Below are 20227 nucleotides of genomic sequence, written 5' to 3'. Positions count from 1 at the left end.
CCGAAAAAGGCAAGGCATAAGCGAGGCTAGATGGAAACGCGCGCAAACTACGTTTGGGTCGGTGTGGTGACACTGGCAGTGCTCGGCGCGCTGGCGCTGTTCACGGTCTGGCTCGCCCGCTGGAGCGAAGGTGCGCAGAACGAATACGACATCTTCTTCAAGCAGTCGGTTTCGGGTCTCGCGAATGGCAGCCAGGTGAGCTTCGCCGGCGTTCCCGTGGGACAGGTTGCCGATATCGAACTGTGGGACAAGGATCCTGAGTTCGTCCGCGTGCGGATCAAGGTGAAGGAAGACGTGCCGATCCTGGTCGGAACCACGGCGACGATCCAGGGTAGCTTCACGGGCGTTTCGACCATTCTGCTCGATGGTGCACGATCGGGCGCACCGGCGATCACCTGCGAAACCACCGCATGTACCGAAGGTGCACCGATCATCCCGCCGGCCGCGGGCGGGTTCAATGAAATCCTTGCCAATGCACCCTTGTTGCTTGAGCGCCTGGCGACCCTGACTGAGCGGCTGACGCTGTTGCTGTCGGACAAGAACCAGGAGGAAATCTCCGCGATTCTGGCCAATACCAATCGCATGACGCAGGACCTGGCGAAAGCGGCGCCGCAGGTCGAACGGACGATGGCCGAACTCCAGGTGACCTTGCGTGAGGCCAGCGAAGCGCTCGACCAGTTCGAAAAGATGTCTGCTTCGACAGACCGGCTGTTGAACACCGAAGGAGAGTCGCTGGCCAGGCAACTGCGCGCGACGCTGACCTCCGCCAGCGGTGCGGCGAAGGAGCTGGAGGAAACGCTGAAGGAAGCACGCCCTGCGACGAGGCAGCTGACCGAAAGCACCTTGCCTGCCGCTGAAGCAACGATGAAGGACCTGCGCGCAACCAGCAAGGCGCTGCGCGAAGTAACCGAGAAGCTGGACGAGCAGGGGGCCGGCGCACTGCTGGGTACGCCGCCGCTGCCCGATTACAAGCCATGAGGGCCGACGCATGAATCGCAAGACCATCATCGCCGCATTGGCACCCGCCCTGTTGCTGGGTGGCTGTGTCAGCCTTGGCGGCAAGGCACCTCCCAGCCTGTTGACGCTGACTTCCAGCGAGACTGCGGCGGCGGGTGCGGGTGCAACCGGATCGCAGCAAACCGCGCTGGCTATGGTGGAATTCGAGGTTCCCCGGGTGCTCGACGTGACCCGGCTTCCGGTGCAGGTCAGCGACACCGAAATCGCCTATCTCAAGGATGCGGTGTGGGTCGAACGGCCCGCGCGGCTGTTCCGTCGCATGGTCGCCGAAACCATCCGCGCGCGATCGGGTCGGCTGGTGATCGATGGCGATGATCCGGGTGCTGGCGCCACCGATCGCCTGAGCGGAACCCTGCGCAGCTTCGGCTATGACGCGCGGACTTCGTCTGTGGTGGTGGTGTTCGATGCGACCCGCAATGGCGGCGGCGCGCAGGTGATGACCAAGCGCTTTGAGGCGCGGGTGTCCGGCGTTCCCGCCGATGTCCGTTCGGTTGGTCCCGCACTCAACCAGGCGGCGAATGATGTGGCCGGACAGGTGGCGGAGTGGGTGGCCGGGGCCTGATACTCGGCTTGGTGCTGGCCGTCACGGCTGCACCCTGCACCGCCGAAACTGTGGCGGACATCGTCTTCGCCACGCGCCCCGCACAGGCCGCGTATGATCGCGATGCGTTTGGCGGCAACCCATTCGCTACAGCGCTGATCGAAATCCTTGATGCGCGTCTCGACGAGGACCTTGCCTTTGAACTCGAGGTCCGAACAGGCTTGCACAGCGCTGGTCAGCAGGTGGCGGACGCATCGCGGCTGGTGCACGACGATACGCTCTTATTCAATGATGATACCGGCGCGGTGGCGCTCGTCATGGTCTTTGCCGATTATGGTGATGATCGGGAATTGGCGTCCCTGCCTGGAGCGGCCTTCGATGCGGCTCGGGTAGCTGCCGCGCTCGAACGGAAAGGGGTGCCAACCCGCTCGGTAGTTGCCAGGACGGCGGATCAATATCGTCGCGAGCTGGCCGATTTTGCATTGCGGTCAGCAGGCAGCAAGCGTGCTCTGCTCTACACCACTGGCCACGGCATCGCGCCTGCCGGGGCGGTGCAACTGCTCGCTCCCGATGTTGAAACCACGCGTTCCGGCAGAAATGCGATTGCGCTCGAGGAAATTTCCGGCGCGCTCCAAGCGACAGAGCGAAATCTTCTTCTCTATGCTGCGTGTCGCGACGACCTCACTCTCGAGGAATTTCTCGGGCGAGCTGGGTAAAGCCGGATTGGACCTGGAAGTTCGACGTGCTGGGTGCAGGGGGCTGCGCTGCTGGCAGGGCCGTCACCTGACGGCATGAGCAAGGCCCATCGCGGCAAGGAATGATGCCTTGCGGCGGGTCCGGCGAAAGGCGGCTTCGCTGTCATCACCCCAATGTTCGACCTGCCAGTCTTCCTCGAGGTTGGCCGCATCCCACAGCGCTTCACCATCCGCATCGGGTTCTAGTGTGGAAAGCGCGAGACTGAGCGAGGCTGCGAGCGAAGCGAGTGGCTCGAGCGCCGCGAGCGTCAAATCATCTAACGATTCCAGCTTCTTACGTAACTTGGTAAGCGTTTCATGCGGCTGCGGCCGGTGGATGATGCCGCTCACCCTTTCCATGCGCACGCCTTCCCTGGCCTCGAACGCAGCCAGAAGCGGCTCCCACACCTCCATCTGCCGTCGCCACAAGGGCTCGTCGGGATCGGCGCGATAGCAAAGTGTATCGGTTTCGGCGTAGCGCAGAAGCTTGTCGATCGTTTCGTTACGAGCGGTGGGGAGGACGTCGATCGCATAGTCGACCATATCGCGCAGCACGAAGTGTGCGGGGTCGATCTCTTCGCCCTGATCCTGCCATTCTGCCGCCATCAAATCGGCCAGCTTTCGCGATGGCACCACTTGCGGCTGCCCGCCCTGCGACTTGATCGCTCGCCCATCGAGCGCGACGTGGAAACCGAGCTCGGTCTCCACCACGGTCGCATACTTGTAGAAGCGTTTCACTCGTCGCTCTTCCACTTGCGGGCGAGCACTATCGGCATGACGAAGAAGTCGACCGCGCCGATGACGAACAAGGCCGCGCCCACCGCCTTGGATTGCTCGATTGTTCCCGCCAGTATCATTGCGCCGACCAGCACCAGCGCAAGCCCGCTCAAGCGCATGAATTGCAGCAGCCAGAAACGGCGAGCGGCGCGTTCATCCTGATCCACGGATCATCTCCTCAAGTTGAGCCATCGTCCCGGCGACCGCGCTCGCCCCCGCGTCGAGCAATTCATGCGGTTCGTGATAGCCCCAATCGACCCCGATCGCGCGGACCCGCGCGGCGCAAGCCATTTCCATGTCAAAGCTGGTGTCGCCGATCATCACCGCGTCTGCGGGAGAAACGCCGGCCTCGAACAGAGCTGCTTCAAGCATCGCGGGATGCGGCTTGGACGGATGCCGATCTGCGGTTTGCAGCGTCACGAAATGCTGCTTGATGCCATGCGTTTCAAGACAGGCGTGGAGCCCGCGATCGCTCTTGCCCGTGGCGACGCCCAGCAGCCAACCGGCGGCGGCCAGCCGACCGATCAACTCGGCGATACCGTCATAGAGCGGTTCCTGCAGAGCGCCTGAAAGGCGCAGCGCGCGATAGCCCTCCTTGTAAGCCTCCACCGCCCGTGCCCTTTGCTCCTCGTCGGCTTCGGGGGCCAGTTCCCGCAGCGCGTAGGGAAGCGAGAGGCCAACCATGCGCCGTACGAAATGACGATCGGGTTGTGGCAGGCCAGCGGCGGCGAACGCCCGTTCCATGGTTTCGCAAATGGCGGCCTGGCCGTCGACCAGCGTTCCATCGCAGTCGAACACCGCCAGCCGCATTATGGCACCAGACTGCGCATCAGACCGGCGATGGCGAGAGCGCCCTGCTGCTCGAGCCCTGCGATCACTCGCTCGCGCTCATCGGCGGGCGCGTTCTGCGATAGTTTGAAGGTTGGACGCCAGGCAGAGATTTCGAGCTCGAACCCGACGATTGCGGCCAGCAGACCATGCTTGTGGCTGTCAGGCAGTTTGTCCATCGTCCACGGCTTGCCTTCGAGCACGCGGGCCTCCTCGCGTGCGGTGACCGCTTCGACCTGGGCAAGCAGGCCATCATCGTCCATGCGCCGGACACGCCCTTCGAGTTCTAGCGCGACATAGTTCCACGTCGGTACGCGTTTGGTATCGGCATACCAGCGCGCGCTTACATAGCCGTCCGGCCCATTGATCAGCGCAAGCGCGGTCTGACCATCAAGATGTTTCGTCAGCGCGTTGCCGCGTGCCAGGTGGAACTGGATTGCACCATCGCCGGTGGAAAGTAGCGGCACATGCGCGACGCGGGGTCCATCGGGCGTGGTGCAGAAGACCATGCCGAAGCCGACTTCCGCAATCAGCGTTTCGAAAAGCTGCCGATCATCGTGGCGGAAGGCCGGATTGGGATGCATCAGCGCTTGCCCCGGGGTGGCTTGGACGGTTTCGCACGAGACCTTGGCTTGGGCTTGCTTGCGGCATTGGCAGTGGCACGGCCACGGCGAGTGGGCTTGCTCTTGCGCAGTTGCTTGGCGTGGGCGCGGGCTTGCTGCTTCTTTTCCTCGCGACTCTTGGGCGGCGGATCGTCGCGCATGGGGGAGGCGTCGCTGGCGCCGATGTTGAAGCCGAGATGTTCCATGCTCGCCGCGAAATGTTCGGGCAATTCGGCAGTCGCATCGATCTTGCCACCCGCCGGGCTGTCGATGATCAGCCGCCGCGCATGCAGGTGCATCTTGCGGCTGATCGAACCGGTGAGGAAGGCGTCCTTGCCGCCATACTTGCCGTCGCCGACGATCGGATTGCCCATGGCGGCACAGTGGACGCGCAATTGATGCGTGCGCCCGGTGAGTGGTTCCAGTTCGAGCCAGGCGGCGCGATTCCCAGCTTTATCGACCACGCGATACTTGGTCTTGGCCGGCAGCCCGCCTTCGTGATCGACGTGCATCTTCTCGCCGCCCGAACCCGGCTGCTTGGCCAGCGGAGCCTCGATGATCCCCTGTGCGACCTCGGGCACGCCGACAACCAGCGCCCAATAGACCTTCTTGGCGCTGCGGCCGGAAAAGCGCTTGGAGAAGAAGGCAGCGCTGCCCGGCGTGCGGGCGATCAGCAGCACGCCCGACGTATCCTTGTCGAGCCGGTGGACGAGGCGGGGCCGCGGTTCGTCGTCGCCCGGCGCGAACGCGTCGAGCAGCCCGTCGACGTGGCTCGTCGTGCCCGTGCCGCCTTGCGTGGCAAGGCCGGGTGGCTTGTTGAGCACGATTGCCGCCTTGTCCTGCTGGATGACCATCGCTTGGGCGGCCTCGATCTCGGCAGGGCTGAGCGCGCGCTTGGGCTTGGGCGCCTTGTGCGGCGCGTCGCCACCCGGGGGGACGCGCACGGTCTGGCCGGCGGCAATCCGGTCCTCGGGCTTCACCCGCTTGCCATCGACACGAAGCTGGCCGGTGCGCGCCCATTTGCTGACCGTCCCGAAGCCGATTTGCGGCAGGTGGCGCTTGAACCAGCGGTCCAATCGCACGCCGTCATCATCAGGCGCGACGGTAAAGGTGCGAACTTCATCGGCAGGCTTCATGCGAAACTCCGCATCACGGTAAGGCCGAAGATCAATCCGCTGATACCCAGCGCAAAGGATAGCACTGCGTAAAGCGCAGCGAAGGTGAACTGCCCGCGCTCGAGCAGGAGGACCATTTCGAGGCTGAACGCACTGAATGTGGTAAAGCCGCCCAGCAGCCCGACCCCCAGCAAGAGGCGAAGCTGTTCGCCTTCGCCCGATCCGTGGCGCGCAAGCCAGCCGGCGAGCACGCCCATTGCCACGCTGCCAAGCGCATTGACGGCAAGCGTCGCCCAGGGAAAGGTCATGACGGCCTGTACGCCGAGCCAGTGCGTCATGGCGCGGCCAAGCTGGTACCGCATCAGCGCGCCGAAACCGCCGCCGATGAAGACGTGCAGTGAGGCGACAAGGGGGGAAAGCGATGACATTGCCTCGCCCCCTAGCCGCTCGCGCTCCAAACGGGAAGCGGCAGCTAGCGCTTGCCTTTTGTCCCCCGAATCCTTATGTGCGCCCCCGTTCGAGCCGATCCGGCATGGATTCGGCGCGTTGTTCGTTCTCTAGACGAAACCGTAATCAAGGAGGCAACCCCGCAGCGGCGGGCTCTGTCCCGCTTAGTGAGGTGTTGGAATTTATGCAGATCATCGTTCGCGATAACAACGTCGACCAAGCCCTGCGCGCGCTCAAGAAGAAGCTGCAGCGTGAGGGGGTGTATCGCGAAATGAAGCTGCGCCGCCACTTCGAGAAGCCGAGCGAAAAGCGCGCCCGTGAAAAGGCTGCTGCCGTTCGCCGCGCCCGCAAGCTCGAGCGCAAGCGGATGGAGCGTGACGGCGTCAAGTAAGCCGTTGCCAGCCAATCCAAGCTAAGCCATGAGGGCGCGGAGAAATCCGCGCCCTTTGCGTATCAGGACACGAGTACCATGACCGAGATCACCCGCGTTCCCCTCCAGCCCATCGCCAAGGGCTCGCTCACCAAGCTGTGGCTGGGTGTCATCGTTGCAGTGCTGATCGGCGCCGGTCTTGCCTGGGCCGCCGCGCCCAAGGGCCTGTCGGTCGTCACCATCACCGAAGGCACGGGCGCTTCGCCCAAGATCGGCGACGTGGTGTTCGTGAACTATGTCGGCAAGCTGGCCGACGGGACCGAATTCGACCGCTCGCAGCCACTGCCGATCCCGCCCGGCCTGCTGCCCGAAGGCAACCCGCTGCTGCTCGAAGAAGGTGCGATCATCGACGGTTTCCTGACCGGCATTCTCGAGATGCAGAAGGGCGGCAAGTACACGCTGACCATCCCGGCCGATAAGGCCTATGGCGCGTCGCCGCCTCCCGGCTCGCCGATCCCGCCGAATGCCGATCTGGTGTTCGAGGTCGAAGTGGTTGATTTCATGAGCAAGGCCGATTTCCAGGCCCGCGCGGCTGCTATACAGCAGATGATGCAACAACAGCAGGGCGCCGCCCCTACCGAATAATACGGCGGCGCCGGGGAGAGGGCGCTTGAACGAGACGACAACGGTCCACGAACCCGATTGGCCGCTACGGCCATGGCTGCTTGCGGGTATCCTTGGCCTGGGCGGATTGGCCGTGTGGCTCGCGTCGGATCAGGATGGTGGCGCGCTCGAGCCCTGGCGCGCGGCGCTGACCGCGCTGGCCTTCTTCGGGACGATCGCGGCGGGGTTGACGCTCGAACGCGACAGATGGCTTCACGCAGCGTTGTTTTCTGCCGGGGTTGGCATTGTCATGGCGGGTATCGCCTGGCGGGTTGCGGGCGCCGAGCATCACTATGACGCGGCAGGCTATTGGCTGGCATCGGGCGTGGTCTCGGCCTTGCTGGCCGTTCCGCTGTTTCAGGCCGAATTCCACCGCCACCGCTGGAAGACCTCTTATGCCGAGGCGCATTACCGCGTGTGGACCGACGCCATTGCGGCGGGCGGCGCGTTGGCTTTCACGGGTCTATCCTGGCTGGTGCTGTTCCTGCTCAGCGAACTGTTTCACCTGATCAAGATCGATGTCCTTCGCGACATCATCGACCAGAGCTGGTTCGGCTGGAGCTTCTCCGGAGTCAGCTGCGGGGCGGCACTGGGTGTCCTGCGCAACCAGGTGCGGATCCTCGGCACGCTGCAGAATGTCGTCATGCTGGTGTTTGCCTTGCTTGCGGTGCCGCTGGCGACGGGGGTGGTGCTGTTCCTTCTGGCGGTCGCCACCCGCGGCCTCGACGTGCTGTGGGAGGCGACCCGCAGCGCCACGCCCATGTTGCTCGCCATTGCAGTGGGCAGCTTCGTGCTGGTCAATGCGGTGCTGCGCGATAGCGAGGAAGCCGCCAGCAAGTCGCGGATCATGCGCGCGGCCGCCTTCGTGCTAGCGCTTGGTATCCTGCCGCTGGCGATCCTGGCGGCGATTTCGATGGGAACCCGGATCGATGCCTACGGCCTCAGCCCTGAACGGATCTGGGGCCTGATCGCGATCGCGGTGGCGGTGGCCTATGGCGTCGCTTATTTCGTCGCCGCGATCCGCAGCCGCAAGCATGGCTGGGTGACCCAGCGACAGGCCAATCTTCACCTTGCGGTGGCGACCTGTGCGATTGCTTTCCTGCTGGCCATGCCGCTCGCCGATTTCGCCGCGATCTCGACGCAAAACCAGCTCGCACGGCTGGAGGCGGGCAAGGTCAAGGCAGAGGACTTCGACTATGACGCGCTGCGCTGGGACTTCGGCGATGCCGGACGTGCCGCATTGACCAGACTTGTCGCCAGTCCCGATCCGGAAGTCGCCAAGCTGGCAAAACTGGCACAGGATCGGACTGAACGCCCCTATCGCTGGCGCGACGACGATAGCGAAAAGCGTGACGCCCGCATGGCGAACCTGCGTACCGATATTCCCGCCGGTCCGCTGCGCGATGCAGTGGAGGCGGAAGTCAGCGGCAACAGCTGGCGCTGCAGCAAGACTTGCGTCGTGCTCGACCTGGGTCCGGGGGAGAAGGGTGGAACCATCGTTGCCTTCGTCGAAGGCGGTCAGGTGCACATGCGCGTGCTCGATACCCCGCCACAACAGCAGGACAAGGATGGCGCGGTTTCGGCCGCGGTGGACCTGCCGGGCAATTTCGATCTCGATCCGCCCAAACAGACCCCTGATTCCAAGGTTGAAGTTCGCGAATGGACCGGTCGTCGAATCTACATCGATGGCGAGGCCGCAGGCCAGCCGTTCGAATAGCCCCGCAGCACAGCACAAGCGCTTGAAGCGCAGCCCCGGCGCGGCTAGGGCGCGCGCATGTCCGTAACACGTGAAGAAGTGGCGAAGATCGCCTCGCTCGCCCGGATCAAGATGGGCGACGCGGAACTCGAACGCATGGTGCCCGAATTGAACGGCATCCTCGCCTGGGTGGAACAGCTCGGCGAGGTCGACGTGTCCGGGGTCGAACCGATGACCGCGGTCATCCCCAACCACTTGCGCCTGCGCGATGACGTGGTCGATGCCGATCCCAAGACCGGCGGCGGTCGCCGCGACGACGTTCTGGCCAATGCACCGGCGGCCGAACATGGCTTTTTCGGCGTGCCCAAGGTGATCGAATAATGACCAGCCTGACCGAACTTGGCGTAAAATCCATCCGTGACGGTGTGGCCGGCGGAACCTTCACCGCGCGCGAAGTGGCCGAAGCCTTCAATGCTGCCGTGGCCGAAGCCGCCGCGCTCAACGCCTTCATCGTCACCACCCCCGATCATGCGCTCGCCGCCGCCGATGCGGTCGATGCGAAGCGCGCCAAGGGTGAGGACCTGGGCAAGATGGGCGGTGTGCCGATCGGCATGAAGGACCTCTTCGCCACCCGCGGCGTCCAGACCACCGCCGCGAGCCATATCCTCGAGGGCTTCAAGCCCGAGTATGAGAGTACCGTTTCGCAGAACCTGTGGGATGCGGGCGCGGGCATGCTGGGCAAGCTCAATCTCGATCAGTTCGCCATGGGCAGCTCGAACGAGACCAGCCATTTCGGCAATGTCTCCTCGCCGTGGAAGAAGGCGGGCACCAATGCGGCAATGAGCCCGGGTGGTTCATCGGGCGGTTCCTCTGCCGCAGTCGCCGCACGCATCGCGCCGGCTGCAACCGGCACCGACACCGGCGGCTCGATCCGCCAGCCCGCCGCCTTCACCGGCATATGCGGGATCAAGCCGACCTATGGCCGCTGCAGCCGCTGGGGCGTCGTCGCCTTCGCATCCAGCCTCGACCAGGCCGGGCCGATGGCACGCAGCGTCGAAGATTGCGCGATCATGCTCGAAGCCATGGCCGGTTTCGATCCGAAGGATGCGACCAGCCTCGACATGCTGGTGCCCAACTGGGAAGCCGATTTGTCGGCCGACTTGCGCGGCAAGAAGATCGGCATCCCGCGCGAATACCGCATGGATGGGACCGACGCCGAAGTGCTGGCCAGCTGGGATCGCGGCATGGAATGGCTGCGTGACGCGGGGGCCGAGGTGGTCGATATCTCGCTGCCGCACACCAAATATGCGCTGCCTGCCTATTACATCGTCGCGCCCGCCGAGGCATCGAGCAACCTCGCGCGCTATGACGGTGTGCGTTACGGCCTGCGCGACCTGCCCGATGGGGCCGGGCTGCAGGACATGTATGCCGCCACCCGCGCCGCCGGTTTCGGTGACGAGGTCAAGCGCCGCATCCTGATGGGCACCTATGTGCTCAGCGCGGGCTTCTACGATGCCTATTACACGCAGGCGCAGAAGGTTCGTGCGCTGGTTAGCCGCGATTATGCCGAGGCTTTCACGCAGTGCGACGTGATCCTCGCCCCGACCACGCCGACCGCCAGCTTCCCGCTGGGCGAGAAGACCGACGATCCGTTGGCGATGTACCTCAACGACGTCTTTTCCGTGCCCGCGAGCCTCGCCGGCCTGCCCGCGATGAGCGTGCCCGCCATGCTCAACGAGGACGGCCTGCCGCTCGGCCTGCAGATTGTCGGCAGGCCCTTCGACGAACAGGGCGTGCTGAATGCGGGTCTGGCGATCCAGCAGCGCGCCAACTTCAACGCTCAGCCGGAGAAATGGTGGTGAGCACTTACCGCATCCAGGGCGCAACGGGTGAATGGGAGGTCGTGATCGGCCTCGAAGTCCATGCGCAGGTCGTTTCCAAGTCCAAGCTGTTCAGCGGGGCAGCCACCGCCTTTGGCGCGGAGCCGAACACGCAGGTCAGTCTCGTCGATGCGGCGATGCCGGGCATGCTGCCCGTGCCCAACCGCGAATGCATCCGCCAGGCGGTGCGCACCGGCATGGCGATCGAGGCGCAGATCAACAAATGGTCGCGTTTCGATCGCAAGAACTACTTCTACGCCGATCTGCCGCAGGGCTACCAGATCAGCCAGCTCTACCACCCGCTGGTGGGTGAGGGCAGCCTGACCATCGACGCCGACGAGAAGGCCGGGATCGCCGAAGACAAGGTGATCGGCATTGAACGCATCCATGTGGAACAGGACGCGGGCAAGCTGATGCATGACCAGCATCCGACCATGTCCTATGTCGACCTCAACCGCAGCGGTGTGGCGCTGATGGAAATCGTGTCGAGGCCCGACATGCGTTCGCCGGCGGAGGCCGGGGCCTATGTCCGCAAGCTGCGTTCGATCCTGCGCTATGTCGGCTCGTGCGATGGAAATATGGAAGAAGGCTCGATGCGCGCCGACGTCAACGTTTCGGTGCGTCGCCCGGGCGAGGAATTCGGCACGCGGACCGAGACGAAGAACGTCAACTCGGTACGCTTCGTCATGCAGGTCATCGAGTATGAGGCGAGTCGCCAGGTCGATGTGATCGAGAATGGCGGGACGGTCGACCAGGAAACCCGCCTGTTCGATCCGGGCACGGGCACCACGCGGACGATGCGTTCGAAGGAAGACGCACACGATTACCGCTACTTCCCCGATCCCGACCTGTTGCCGCTCGAGCTCGACGATGCCTTCCTCGAGGAATGCCGTGCCTCGCTGCCCGAACTGCCCGATGCCAAGCGCGCGCGCTATGTCGGGGAGCTGGGGCTAAGCGAGTATAATGCCCGCGAACTGACCGCCGAGGTTGAAACCTTCGCGCGCTTCGAAACGCTGCTTGCCGCCACCGCCAAGGGCATCGGCAAGCCAGAGCGCGATGTCGCCACGCAGGTCGCCAACTGGGCGCTGTCGGTTGCGCCTGGCGTGATCAATGCGTTGGGTGACGAGGCCAATCCGGCCTTCGCCACTGCAGAGGCGCAGGCTGCGATCCTCGACATGCAGGCCAAGGGCGAAATCAGCGGCGGGCAGGCCAAGGAGATCTTCGAGATCGTCCTCAAGACCGGCCGTACCCCGGAAGAGATTGCCGAGACCGAAGGGCTCAAGCAGCTCAGCGACACCGGCGCGATCGAAGGCGTGATCGACCAAGTCCTCGCCGCCAACGCCGACAAGGTCGAGGAATACCGCAGCGGCAAGGACAAGCTGTTCGGCTTCTTCGTCGGCCAGACGATGAAGGCGCTGCAGGGCAAGGGCAATCCGGCGGTGGTCAACCAGATCCTCAAGGATAAGCTCGGCTGATGACCCTCGAGTGCTTCTGTGGGGGCGTGCGGGTCACGACTAGCAGGAGGCCGGAATTCATCCATGCGTGCAACTGTGACCTTTGCCGCAAGTCCGGGGCGCGCTGGGGCTATTTCGAACCTGCTGAGGTGACGGTTGCCGGGAGTAGCTCCAGCTATCGTCGCAACGACAAGGACGAACCGGCCGTAGAGGTGCACTTTTGCCCAAGTTGCGGCTCGACCACCCATTTCCGATTGACCGAGGCAGCGGTGGTCAAATTCGGGGACATCATGTTGGGCGCCAACATGGGTTTGGCCGACGAAGCAGAACTGGCGGGAATTGAACTCCGCTTTCCCGATGGCAAGGCCTGGTCCGGAGAGGGTGAGTTCGGCTACGTTCGACAGAGTAGCATCCTCGGCTCCGACGGCTGAGCTGGCCGTGACATCCATCGTCCTCGTCCAGCCTGAAATACCCGGCAATACGGGTGCGGTGGGGCGCACCTGCGTCGCGCTCGATATGGAGCTGGTGCTGATCCATCCGCTGGGCTTCGAAATTTCGGACAAGCGGGTGAAACGGTCGGGTCTCGATTACTGGCCGCACATCCGGCTGGTCGAGTTCGCCAGCTGGGAGGCCTTCATCGCAGATCGGGCTCCGCGGGCCGACCAGCTGTTCCTGTTCGAGGAATATGCCCCCAGAACGTTCTATGAGCCCGACTATCCCGTAGATGCCTATCTCGTCTTCGGGCGCGAAACCAAGGGTATCCCGCCTGCGATCGTCGAGGCACATCGCGAGCAGATGGTGAGCCTGCCGATGCGATCGGACAAGGTCCGTTCGCTCAATCTCGCCAATACGGTCGCCGCGGCGGCTTATCAGGCGGTGCGGGCGCACCTGCCACGATAGGTTGCGCTAACCGCCTTCGACGAAAGCATCGACGATCACATAGGTCTCCGGTCCGAAACGGATGGTGACCTCATCGCCGTTGCGAAGGGCAGTAAAGTTCCACCCGGCCGAACCGTCCGACTGTGCGCTGTCCGCTCCATAGGGTTCGGTTCCCTTGAAGAAGATCGCGCGCTTGAAGCCATCGGGCTTCTGCACTTCGACCAGCGTGGTGCCGTCTTCACCCCACCTGCGCTTCACCCCCGCATCGCAGGTCCGTGTCGGCTTGGCGTTCCTGAAGCCGCACCGGACCTGGGCGGTGGCGTTGTAGTCGGTGCCCGCGACAAGGGCGTCTTCGCTCGGCGCGTCGACCGGGAGGACCATCCCGCCATTGGCATCGCCCATCGGGATACTGACCAGGCGGACGCCGTCGATATTCCCGACGACTGTTCCGCCAAGCGCTTCGGCGGCAGCTTCCGAAGGGCAGCCCACAAGGGTGGCACTGTCATCGAGGAAGTTGGACGTGGCTTCGCTCTCACCCAGCCGTCGGCACACATCGCCCGGGTTGGGATAGCCGTCACCGAAGGGGGCGAGGGCTTCCGGAATGGCCGTTACCTCCTCGGCCGATGCCGTATCCGCCTGGGATTCGTCGGATGCCTGGCTTCCGCCGCAGGCGGAGAGCGCGAGCGCTGCGACGCCCGCCATGATGATCGATCGCTGCATGGCCACTACTTCCCCGATCAACGGCAGTTGGGGTGCTGGCCGATATCGCGCAGGTCATAGAAATGACCATCGGCGATCGTCACCTGCACGCATTGCTGCGAGGCAGAGCGCCACTGGATCGAATAGCGCGTATTGCCCGAAGTGAAGTTATCGACCTGGCTGAAGCCGCGCCGTTCGAGTTCATCCATGCCGCCCGCCGCGCGCGCACCCTCAAGATCGTTGATCGCTACATGCTGTGCATAGCCGCCGCGCCCCGAATGGTGCGAGAGGTTGGCGTTGCGCTGGTCGACGCCCGCGGAATAGCCGTTCGAGTAGGCATCGGAGCGATCGTAGTTGTGATAGGCGGCATTGTGCAGGCCGTCGGTATAACCGCGCTCATACTGCGCCTCGGCCTGCTGGTCGGATGAATGCTGGCCGTCGTCGTGGTGGCTGCCCTTGTGGCTCAGCAAGGCGCCAAGCAGTGCCGCCCCGGCCACGACCCCGACCGCCGCAGCTGCGTTGCCGCCCTTGTGATGGCCGCAATCCTGGTCACTGGCATCGTTGATGGTTTGAACACGACCGTTGTAGACTTCGACCTGCACGCAATTGTCGTCACGTTCGTTCCACCAATAGCTGTAGACGTAGCCAGACGACTTCTTGTTGGTGGAGACATGGCTGAAGCCGCGCGACTGCAGAGCATATTCCGCATCCCGGCCATAGGAGCCGTTGATATCGATGAGCTGATTGGCCTTCTCGGCCAGGACGGGTGTGGCAACAAGTGCCGCGACCCCAGCGGTGCCAATGAGTCTTGAAAGTAACGTGGCCATCCTCACACTCCCCCGAAGGACTGACGTGACGGTCTCTGTCGAGACCCGGATACGACCACTGATTCGTTACTGTGAATTGGCCACAGACCCCGCCGTTTGACAAGTCCGGTGCCTGTCACGAGTTTCGCGCGACCAAGCAAAAGGGCGCCGGGATAAAGTCCCGGCGCCCTTTCGACGTACCATTACTTGGCCAAATCAGGCCTTGCGCGTGCCCGTCAGTGGCATGTCGCCGAAGGCGCCGGCATTGACCTTGCCGGTCAGGTTGTCGCCGTCGATGGTGGCAGTGCAGGTCAGCGTCATCGGCATCGGCACCGTCATGTTCATCTTCCAGCTGATGGTGTTGCCATCGACCGAACCGTCCGGGATATCCATCGCGCCCATGCCGCCGGCCATCGAGCCGGTGAAGCTGGTGCCGTCGTCGCTGGGATTGACGGTCAGCGTGCCCTTCTGGTCGCCCATCGGGCTCTTGACGGTGGTCTCATAGGTACCGGCTACGGACATGGCATTTCCTCTCTTCGCTTGAGGTTGGTTTGGTGACGCTTAATCCGCGTTGCTGACACTCGTGTCAACAGCGAGATAGGTGACGGGCAGCTCGAGCTTGCCCAGCTGTTCGTCGATCAGCTTGCGATCCCCGACCACGACGATCGTCAGATTGTCGGGCCCGAGATACTGCCGGGCGGCGGCATCGATCGCATCCTTGGTAATCGCGCGATAGCGATCGGGCAGGGTGGTGTAGTAATCGTCGGGCCGGCCAAGGCGATCATTCTCCTCGATCGCACCGAGCACCTGGAAATTGGTTTCGAAGCGATTGGGCAGGCCGCGGATATTGCCGTCGGTCACGCGATTGAACTCGGTCTCATCGACCCCCTGCGTACTATTGGCGAAATCGCGCGCGATATCGAGGATCAGCTGGACCGAATCCGCAGTGCGGTCCGACTGGACTGCGGTGCTGATCGTGAACAGGCGCGGGCCGGCCGGGTCATCGACCCCGCTGCGCGCACCGTAGCTCCAGCCCTTTTCCTCGCGGATCACCATGTTGATGCGGCTGAGGAAACCGTTGCCGAGCACTTCATTGGCCAGGTCGAGCGATTCCAGATCGGGCGTGGGGCCGGTGATCGGCAGCACGCGTCCGGCGTAGATCACCGACTGCGGCGAATTGGGCCGGTCGATCACCACCAGCCGGGTCTGGGCTGCGGGAATCGCGCCGTCCAGGACCTTGGCAGGTGCCGCCTCGCCGGTGCCCTGCCAGTCGCCAAAGGCGCGCTCAAGCTGGGGCTTGAGCTCGTCCATGGTCACGTCGCCGACGACGAAGATCTTCGCATTCTCCGGCCGGATCCATGCCTGGTGCTCGGCACGCAGTTTGGCCGGGCCGATCGCTTCGACCACCGGTACCAGGCCGAGCGATCCGACCGAGCCATAGGGGTGGTTCTCGCCGAACACGATCGGGCGCAGCGTGCGACCGGCCAGGCCACCGGGCGATGATAGCTGCTGGGCAATTTCGGCGAGCCGCTGGTCACGCACGCGCTGTACCTCGGTATCGGCGAAGGCCGGGTTGCGCACGATGTCGGCCATCAGTGCCAGCGATGGCGCCAGGTTGGAGGTGAGCGCGTTCATCGACACCGAGCTGGTATCGAGCGAGCTGCCCGTGCCGATCTCTGCGCCCAGGCGCTCCTGCTCTTCGGCGATCTGGACCGCGCTGCGACTGGTAGTGCCCTCTTCGAGCAAATCCATCATCAGCGATTGGGTACCGGCATTGGCCGCGCCATCGGCGGCATAACCGGCGTCGAATTCGACCGAGATGGCCACCTTGGGGATCGCCGTGCGGCGGGCCAGTGTGACTTCGATCCCGTTTTCGAGCTCGGCGCGTTCGACCGTCGGGAAGGTCAGCGGGCCGACCGGCTGCGGCGTTGGCAATTCGCGCGGCGGACCGGTGCGGGTGACCTCGATCGGTGCCTTGGCATCGGGTGGTGGCGCGGCAACGCTGCCTTCATCGCCCCAACCGCCCATGGTCGCGCCGCTTTCGACACGTTCGCCGGGTACGATGGCCAGGCGGTAGGCAGGGCGCGTCATCCAGCGACCCAGCGCCTCGGTTACCTGCGCGGGTTTCAGCGCGGCGACTTGCTCGAGCGTGGACTTGTAGAAGGCGGGATCCTGCGAATAGAGCAGGCCTTCGGCCAGCGTCGCACCCTTGCCGCCGAAGCCGCCGACGCGTTCCAGGCCGTCGATCTCATTCGACACCAGGCTGGTGGCAGCGCGCGTCAGTTCGTCCGCGGTCGGACCCTTGGCGAGCATTTCGGCGATCACTTCGTCGAGGCGCTTCTCGGCCGCTGCGCGATCGACCCCGGGTTTGATGTCCATCTGGGCGACCAGCACCGAAACCTGCTCGGACTGCCAGTTGAATGCGCTAACGCCTGTGGCCAGCTGCTCATCGCGCACCAGCACATTGTCGAGCCGGGAGCTGGCAAGCCCGCCCAGCACGCTCATCCCGATGCTCAGCGGCACTGCGTCGGCGTGATTGAGGCTGGGGCCGGTCCAGGCGCGATAGATGCGCGTCTGCGGCACCTGGTCGATCAGTTCGCGGGTCTTTTCGGCCGCCAGCGTCACCGGTGCTGCCTGCACCGGGGTCACTTCGGGCCCGCGCGGGATCGCCCCGAACCATTTTTCGACCATCGGACGTGCGGTTGCCGCGTCGATATCGCCGGTCAGCGACAGCACGACATTGTTTGGCCCGTAATTGTCCATGAACCACTTGCGCACATCACCCAGGCTCGCTGCGTCGAGATCGGCCATCGAACCGATCGTCGAATGGCGATAGGGGTGGCCGACCGGGAAGAGGCCCTCGAGCAGCGTATAGAAGGTCAGGCCATAGGGCTGGTTGTCGCCCTGGCGCTTCTCGTTCTGAACGACACCGCGCTGCTTATCGAGCTTATCCTGGCTGATCGCGCCAAGCAGATAGCCCATGCGGTCGCTTTCCATCATCAGCGCCAGGTCGAGCGCGCCGGTGGGAACCGTCTCGACGTAATTGGTGCGATCGAAATTGGTCGACCCATTGGTGCTGGTCGACCCTGCGGCCTCGAGCGGTATGTCGAAATTCTCGACGTTTTCGCTGCCGCCGAACATGAGGTGTTCGAACAGGTGGGCGAAGCCGGTGCGGCCGCGCGGTTCGTTCTTGGATCCGACCCGGTAATAGGTGGTGACGCCCACGATCGGCGCCTTGCGGTCGGTATGGACCAGCACGGTCAGGCCGTTGTCGAGCGTGAAACTCTCATAGGGAATGTCGACCTTTTCGACCAGCTCGGCGAGGGTCGAAGCCTCGGCCTCGGGTGCGGGCTGCTGCGAGGTTTCAGCGTAGGCGGCAGATCCGGCGACAAGCGCGATCGCGGCGAGGCTGCTGAGAAGATGAGGGCGCATCGAGGCTCCTGTTAACGATTGGGTCGGTGTGTGACGGTGGTGCGGGATGTCGCGTTGGCGAGCACATCTTCGCGCCAGAAATGGACCGGCTTCAAGCCGTGCTGGACGAACAGCCCAGCCTGATCGGTGTAATGCGGGGAATCAGGCCGTGTGGTGGCTGCACCGAAGGGTTGGATCGACTGCGAACTGACCCGTTTGCCCGGAGCCCATTCGACGAACTGGATGAAACTGTCGCCGTGCTTGACCGCCAGGCGACCGTCATCCGCGATGTCCCAGGTGGTGGAGGCACGCAGCGTGTCCGATCCCCCGTCGAGCGGAAGGTCGACATTGCCCAGGCGCAGGCGCAGCAACTCGCCGGCTGGTGGGTCGATGCGCCCGAAATGTGCTTTCAGATGGTCGACAGCCCAGGCGAGCTTTTCCCGGACATTGGGGAGCGGCTTGTTCTGATATTCGGCCGACATGAAATCCTTGATCATCAGCAGGGCCAAGGCATCACCCGGTCCCTTGCTATCGGCGTCGAAATCCCAGTCGATCAGCAGTTGGCGTGCCTTGCCCAGCTCGCTTGCGGGATCGAGCTGTAGCTTCTCCAGTTCCGTCCAGAGATCGGCGACATAACCTTCGCGGGTGTAGCCTGTATCGTACTTGATCCGCTTCAGGGTCGGCAGGTCGATCACCGCAGCTTCGCTCATCAGCTTCCACGCGCGGTGCGAACGATTGGTCTGCTTGAGTTCGACCCCCATCTCGGGCGCCACGCTGGCCGGTGACAGGTCGCTGCCCGGGCCCGCCGCGGTGAATGGTGTGTTGTTGGAATTGTAGAGCCATCCGCTGGCCGGGTTGATGTAGCGGGGCAGCGCCTCATAGGCGACGGGACCCTTCCAGATCGCCTTGGCATCATCGCCCGGCAAGATGCCGCGCCAGTCGTATCCCTTGGGCCGATCGGGGATCGCGGCATTGTAGACATAGGCGATATTGCCCTTGGCATCGCCGTAGATGAAATTGGTCGAAGGGATGTCCATCCGCGCCAGGATCGCCTGCCATTCATCGAGGCTCTTGGCCTTGTTGAGCCGGTAATAGGCGTCGAGCTGGCCGATGTTGTCGATCCCGCCATAGCGGATCGCAAAGGTGCCCTTGTCGTTGCGGATTACCGGGCCGTGCACGCTACGATAGACCGTGCGCGGGATCGGCAGCACCAGCGGGCCCAGTTTCACCGGCAGGGTTATGCTGCTTTCCTCAAGCGGCAACCACTTGTCGCCCAGGCGGTATTTCGTGCCGCTTTCGTCCATCACCAGCTGGTAGACGTCGGTCATATCCGGACGGTTCACGGTATTGGTCCAGCCCAGGTCCTCGTTATGACCAAGGAAGGGAAAGGGGCTGCCGGGGAAGTTGGCGCCGGCATAGTGCCAGCCTTCCTCGCTTTCGACGACCAATTCGTACCAGGCGACGCCGCCGCGCCAGGGCTGGTGGCTGTTCGACACCAGCCGGGTCGTTCCGTCGCCCGACTTTTGCGGGGCGATGGCAAAGGCGTTCGACCCCGACAGGGCGCCGTCTTCGGCCCAGGGCAGCGGGAAAGCGCGGGCCTGCTGACCTTTGGGTGTCGGCGGGCCGAATTCGGGCAAGAGGTCGGTGCCTGCGACCAGCGGCTCGATGACGTTGTTGAGGCCGAAGAAGAACGGCTGGCGCAGCGCGAAGCCGGTGGCGATATCGGTCCCGTCGACGGGGAACAGATTGCCGAGGCGTACTTCGCCCGGATGGTCCCTGGCATAGTCGTTCAGGCCGGTGGCATAGGCTTCGAACAGCGCCCGCGTATCGGCGGGGAGGCTGGGGTAATGCCGTTCAGCCGTGCCGCGCGCATCGAGCAGGTGGTAGACATAGTCGACCGCGGCGCCATCCTCGCCGGCAAGGGCACCATAGCGCCCGCGCGCCATGGCGATGACATCCTGCAGCGTTTCGAAATCGTCCTGGGCATGCGCCACCGCCACGCCATAGGCGACATCGGCATCGGTCTTGCCATAGATGTGCGGAACGCCGAATTCGTCGCGAACGATCTCTGCAGTGTAGGCCTGATCCGAGAGCCGGATAGTGTCGCGCTTGGCCCAGAAGGGCTCCCAGCTTGCCAGGGTCACGAAACCAACGATCAATACAACAACCAGCGCAAATCCAATGCGCCCTAACCATTTACGCATGCAGGCAAGTCCTCTCTTGCAACTGGCCTAGCGGGATTCGCGCGGGGCGGGAAGCGGCTCTTTCGGTTGGGTAAAACCGCTCGCCGCCTATTTCGTTAATGGGA

22 protein-coding genes are annotated in these 20227 nt (G+C 63.9%); 11 read left to right on the top strand and 11 right to left on the bottom strand.

The window, feature by feature from the left end; all coding sequences use genetic code 11:
• Positions 1 to 30: 30 nt before the first annotated feature.
• Genes AAFM29_RS01855 through AAFM29_RS01845 form a run of 3 tightly spaced genes read left to right on the top strand, consistent with a single transcriptional unit; the run spans position 31 to position 2274 of the window.
• A complete protein-coding gene (locus AAFM29_RS01855; protein WP_341711120.1) occupies positions 31 to 978 on the top strand; it encodes an MlaD family protein in 948 nt (315 codons plus the stop codon).
• Between the two features lie 10 nt (positions 979 to 988).
• Positions 989 to 1579, top strand: a complete 591-nt coding sequence (locus AAFM29_RS01850) for an ABC-type transport auxiliary lipoprotein family protein (protein WP_341711119.1) — start codon at positions 989 to 991, stop codon at positions 1577 to 1579.
• Positions 1561 to 2274, top strand: a complete 714-nt coding sequence (locus AAFM29_RS01845) for a caspase family protein (RefSeq protein WP_341711118.1) — start codon at positions 1561 to 1563, stop codon at positions 2272 to 2274. Before AAFM29_RS01850 ends, AAFM29_RS01845 begins: the two co-directional genes overlap by 19 nt.
• 63 nt (positions 2275 to 2337) lie before the next feature.
• Here AAFM29_RS01845 and AAFM29_RS01840 read toward each other — a convergent pair whose 3' ends face one another.
• The 6 genes from AAFM29_RS01840 to crcB are packed head-to-tail and all read right to left on the bottom strand — an operon-like array spanning position 2338 to position 6042.
• Positions 2338 to 3030, bottom strand: a complete 693-nt coding sequence (locus AAFM29_RS01840; RefSeq protein ID WP_341711117.1) for an ATP12 family protein — start codon at positions 3028 to 3030, stop codon at positions 2338 to 2340.
• Positions 3027 to 3236 (bottom strand): hypothetical protein, encoded by a 210-nt coding sequence (locus tag AAFM29_RS01835; protein WP_341711116.1) that lies wholly within the window; start codon positions 3234 to 3236, stop codon positions 3027 to 3029. Before AAFM29_RS01835 ends, AAFM29_RS01840 begins: the two co-directional genes overlap by 4 nt.
• A complete protein-coding gene (locus AAFM29_RS01830; protein WP_341711115.1) occupies positions 3223 to 3879 on the bottom strand; it encodes an HAD-IA family hydrolase in 657 nt (218 codons plus the stop codon). The genes AAFM29_RS01835 and AAFM29_RS01830 overlap by 14 nt, the downstream gene beginning before the upstream one ends.
• Complete coding sequence (locus tag AAFM29_RS01825; RefSeq protein ID WP_341711114.1) at positions 3879 to 4481, bottom strand: FMN-binding negative transcriptional regulator; 603 nt, start codon at positions 4479 to 4481, stop codon at positions 3879 to 3881. Before AAFM29_RS01825 ends, AAFM29_RS01830 begins: the two co-directional genes overlap by 1 nt.
• Positions 4481 to 5635 (bottom strand): RluA family pseudouridine synthase, encoded by a 1155-nt coding sequence (locus tag AAFM29_RS01820; RefSeq protein WP_341711113.1) that lies wholly within the window; start codon positions 5633 to 5635, stop codon positions 4481 to 4483. The genes AAFM29_RS01825 and AAFM29_RS01820 overlap by 1 nt, the downstream gene beginning before the upstream one ends.
• Positions 5632 to 6042 (bottom strand): fluoride efflux transporter CrcB, encoded by a 411-nt coding sequence (gene crcB, locus AAFM29_RS01815; protein WP_341711112.1) that lies wholly within the window; start codon positions 6040 to 6042, stop codon positions 5632 to 5634. Before crcB ends, AAFM29_RS01820 begins: the two co-directional genes overlap by 4 nt.
• 203 nt (positions 6043 to 6245) lie before the next feature.
• Between crcB and rpsU the strand changes: the two genes are divergently transcribed.
• The 8 genes from rpsU to AAFM29_RS01775 all read left to right on the top strand — a co-directional run bounded on the left by rpsU (position 6246) and on the right by AAFM29_RS01775 (position 13024).
• Positions 6246 to 6452, top strand: coding sequence for a 30S ribosomal protein S21 (gene rpsU, locus AAFM29_RS01810; RefSeq protein ID WP_021690322.1), 207 nt, complete (start codon positions 6246 to 6248; stop codon positions 6450 to 6452).
• A 78-nt stretch (positions 6453 to 6530) separates the two neighbouring features.
• Positions 6531 to 7076: an FKBP-type peptidyl-prolyl cis-trans isomerase gene (locus tag AAFM29_RS01805; protein WP_341711111.1), complete on the top strand. Its 546-nt coding sequence runs from the start codon at positions 6531 to 6533 to the stop codon at positions 7074 to 7076.
• 25 nt (positions 7077 to 7101) lie between these two features.
• Positions 7102 to 8811: a DUF4153 domain-containing protein gene (locus AAFM29_RS01800; protein WP_341711110.1), complete on the top strand. Its 1710-nt coding sequence runs from the start codon at positions 7102 to 7104 to the stop codon at positions 8809 to 8811.
• Between the two features lie 57 nt (positions 8812 to 8868).
• Positions 8869 to 9171, top strand: a complete 303-nt coding sequence (gene gatC / locus AAFM29_RS01795; protein WP_173212093.1) for an Asp-tRNA(Asn)/Glu-tRNA(Gln) amidotransferase subunit GatC — start codon at positions 8869 to 8871, stop codon at positions 9169 to 9171.
• Positions 9171 to 10652 (top strand): Asp-tRNA(Asn)/Glu-tRNA(Gln) amidotransferase subunit GatA, encoded by a 1482-nt coding sequence (gene gatA / locus AAFM29_RS01790; protein WP_341711108.1) that lies wholly within the window; start codon positions 9171 to 9173, stop codon positions 10650 to 10652. The genes gatC and gatA overlap by 1 nt, the downstream gene beginning before the upstream one ends.
• Complete coding sequence (gene gatB, locus AAFM29_RS01785; protein ID WP_341711107.1) at positions 10643 to 12145, top strand: Asp-tRNA(Asn)/Glu-tRNA(Gln) amidotransferase subunit GatB; 1503 nt, start codon at positions 10643 to 10645, stop codon at positions 12143 to 12145. Before gatA ends, gatB begins: the two co-directional genes overlap by 10 nt.
• Positions 12145 to 12555, top strand: coding sequence for a GFA family protein (locus tag AAFM29_RS01780; RefSeq protein WP_341711106.1), 411 nt, complete (start codon positions 12145 to 12147; stop codon positions 12553 to 12555). Before gatB ends, AAFM29_RS01780 begins: the two co-directional genes overlap by 1 nt.
• Before the next feature lie 7 nt (positions 12556 to 12562).
• On the top strand, positions 12563 to 13024 hold the full coding sequence (locus AAFM29_RS01775; RefSeq protein WP_341711104.1) for a tRNA (cytidine(34)-2'-O)-methyltransferase: 462 nt from the start codon (positions 12563 to 12565) through the stop codon (positions 13022 to 13024).
• A gap of 6 nt (positions 13025 to 13030) precedes the next feature.
• Here the strand turns inward: AAFM29_RS01775 and AAFM29_RS01770 are convergent, their stop codons facing one another.
• From AAFM29_RS01770 to AAFM29_RS01750, 5 genes are all read right to left on the bottom strand, one after another.
• Positions 13031 to 13723, bottom strand: a complete 693-nt coding sequence (locus tag AAFM29_RS01770) for a hypothetical protein (protein WP_341711103.1) — start codon at positions 13721 to 13723, stop codon at positions 13031 to 13033.
• Positions 13724 to 13740: 17 nt separating this feature from the next.
• Entirely contained in the window at positions 13741 to 14529 is a 789-nt protein-coding gene (locus AAFM29_RS01765; RefSeq protein WP_341711101.1) for a hypothetical protein, read from the bottom strand.
• A 195-nt stretch (positions 14530 to 14724) separates the two neighbouring features.
• Entirely contained in the window at positions 14725 to 15030 is a 306-nt protein-coding gene (locus AAFM29_RS01760) for a hypothetical protein (RefSeq protein WP_341711100.1), read from the bottom strand.
• Positions 15031 to 15069: 39 nt separating this feature from the next.
• Positions 15070 to 17940 (bottom strand): pitrilysin family protein, encoded by a 2871-nt coding sequence (locus AAFM29_RS01755; RefSeq protein ID WP_341711099.1) that lies wholly within the window; start codon positions 17938 to 17940, stop codon positions 15070 to 15072.
• An 11-nt stretch (positions 17941 to 17951) separates the two neighbouring features.
• Positions 17952 to 20123 (bottom strand): acylase, encoded by a 2172-nt coding sequence (locus tag AAFM29_RS01750; RefSeq protein WP_341711098.1) that lies wholly within the window; start codon positions 20121 to 20123, stop codon positions 17952 to 17954.
• Between the last annotated feature and the right edge of the window lie 104 nt (positions 20124 to 20227).

Source organism: Erythrobacter sp., from assembly GCF_038133525.1.
GTDB lineage: Bacteria > Pseudomonadota > Alphaproteobacteria > Sphingomonadales > Sphingomonadaceae > Qipengyuania.
Note: the sequence above shows the minus strand (reverse complement) of the source record. Positions and strands in the feature narration are given on the sequence as shown.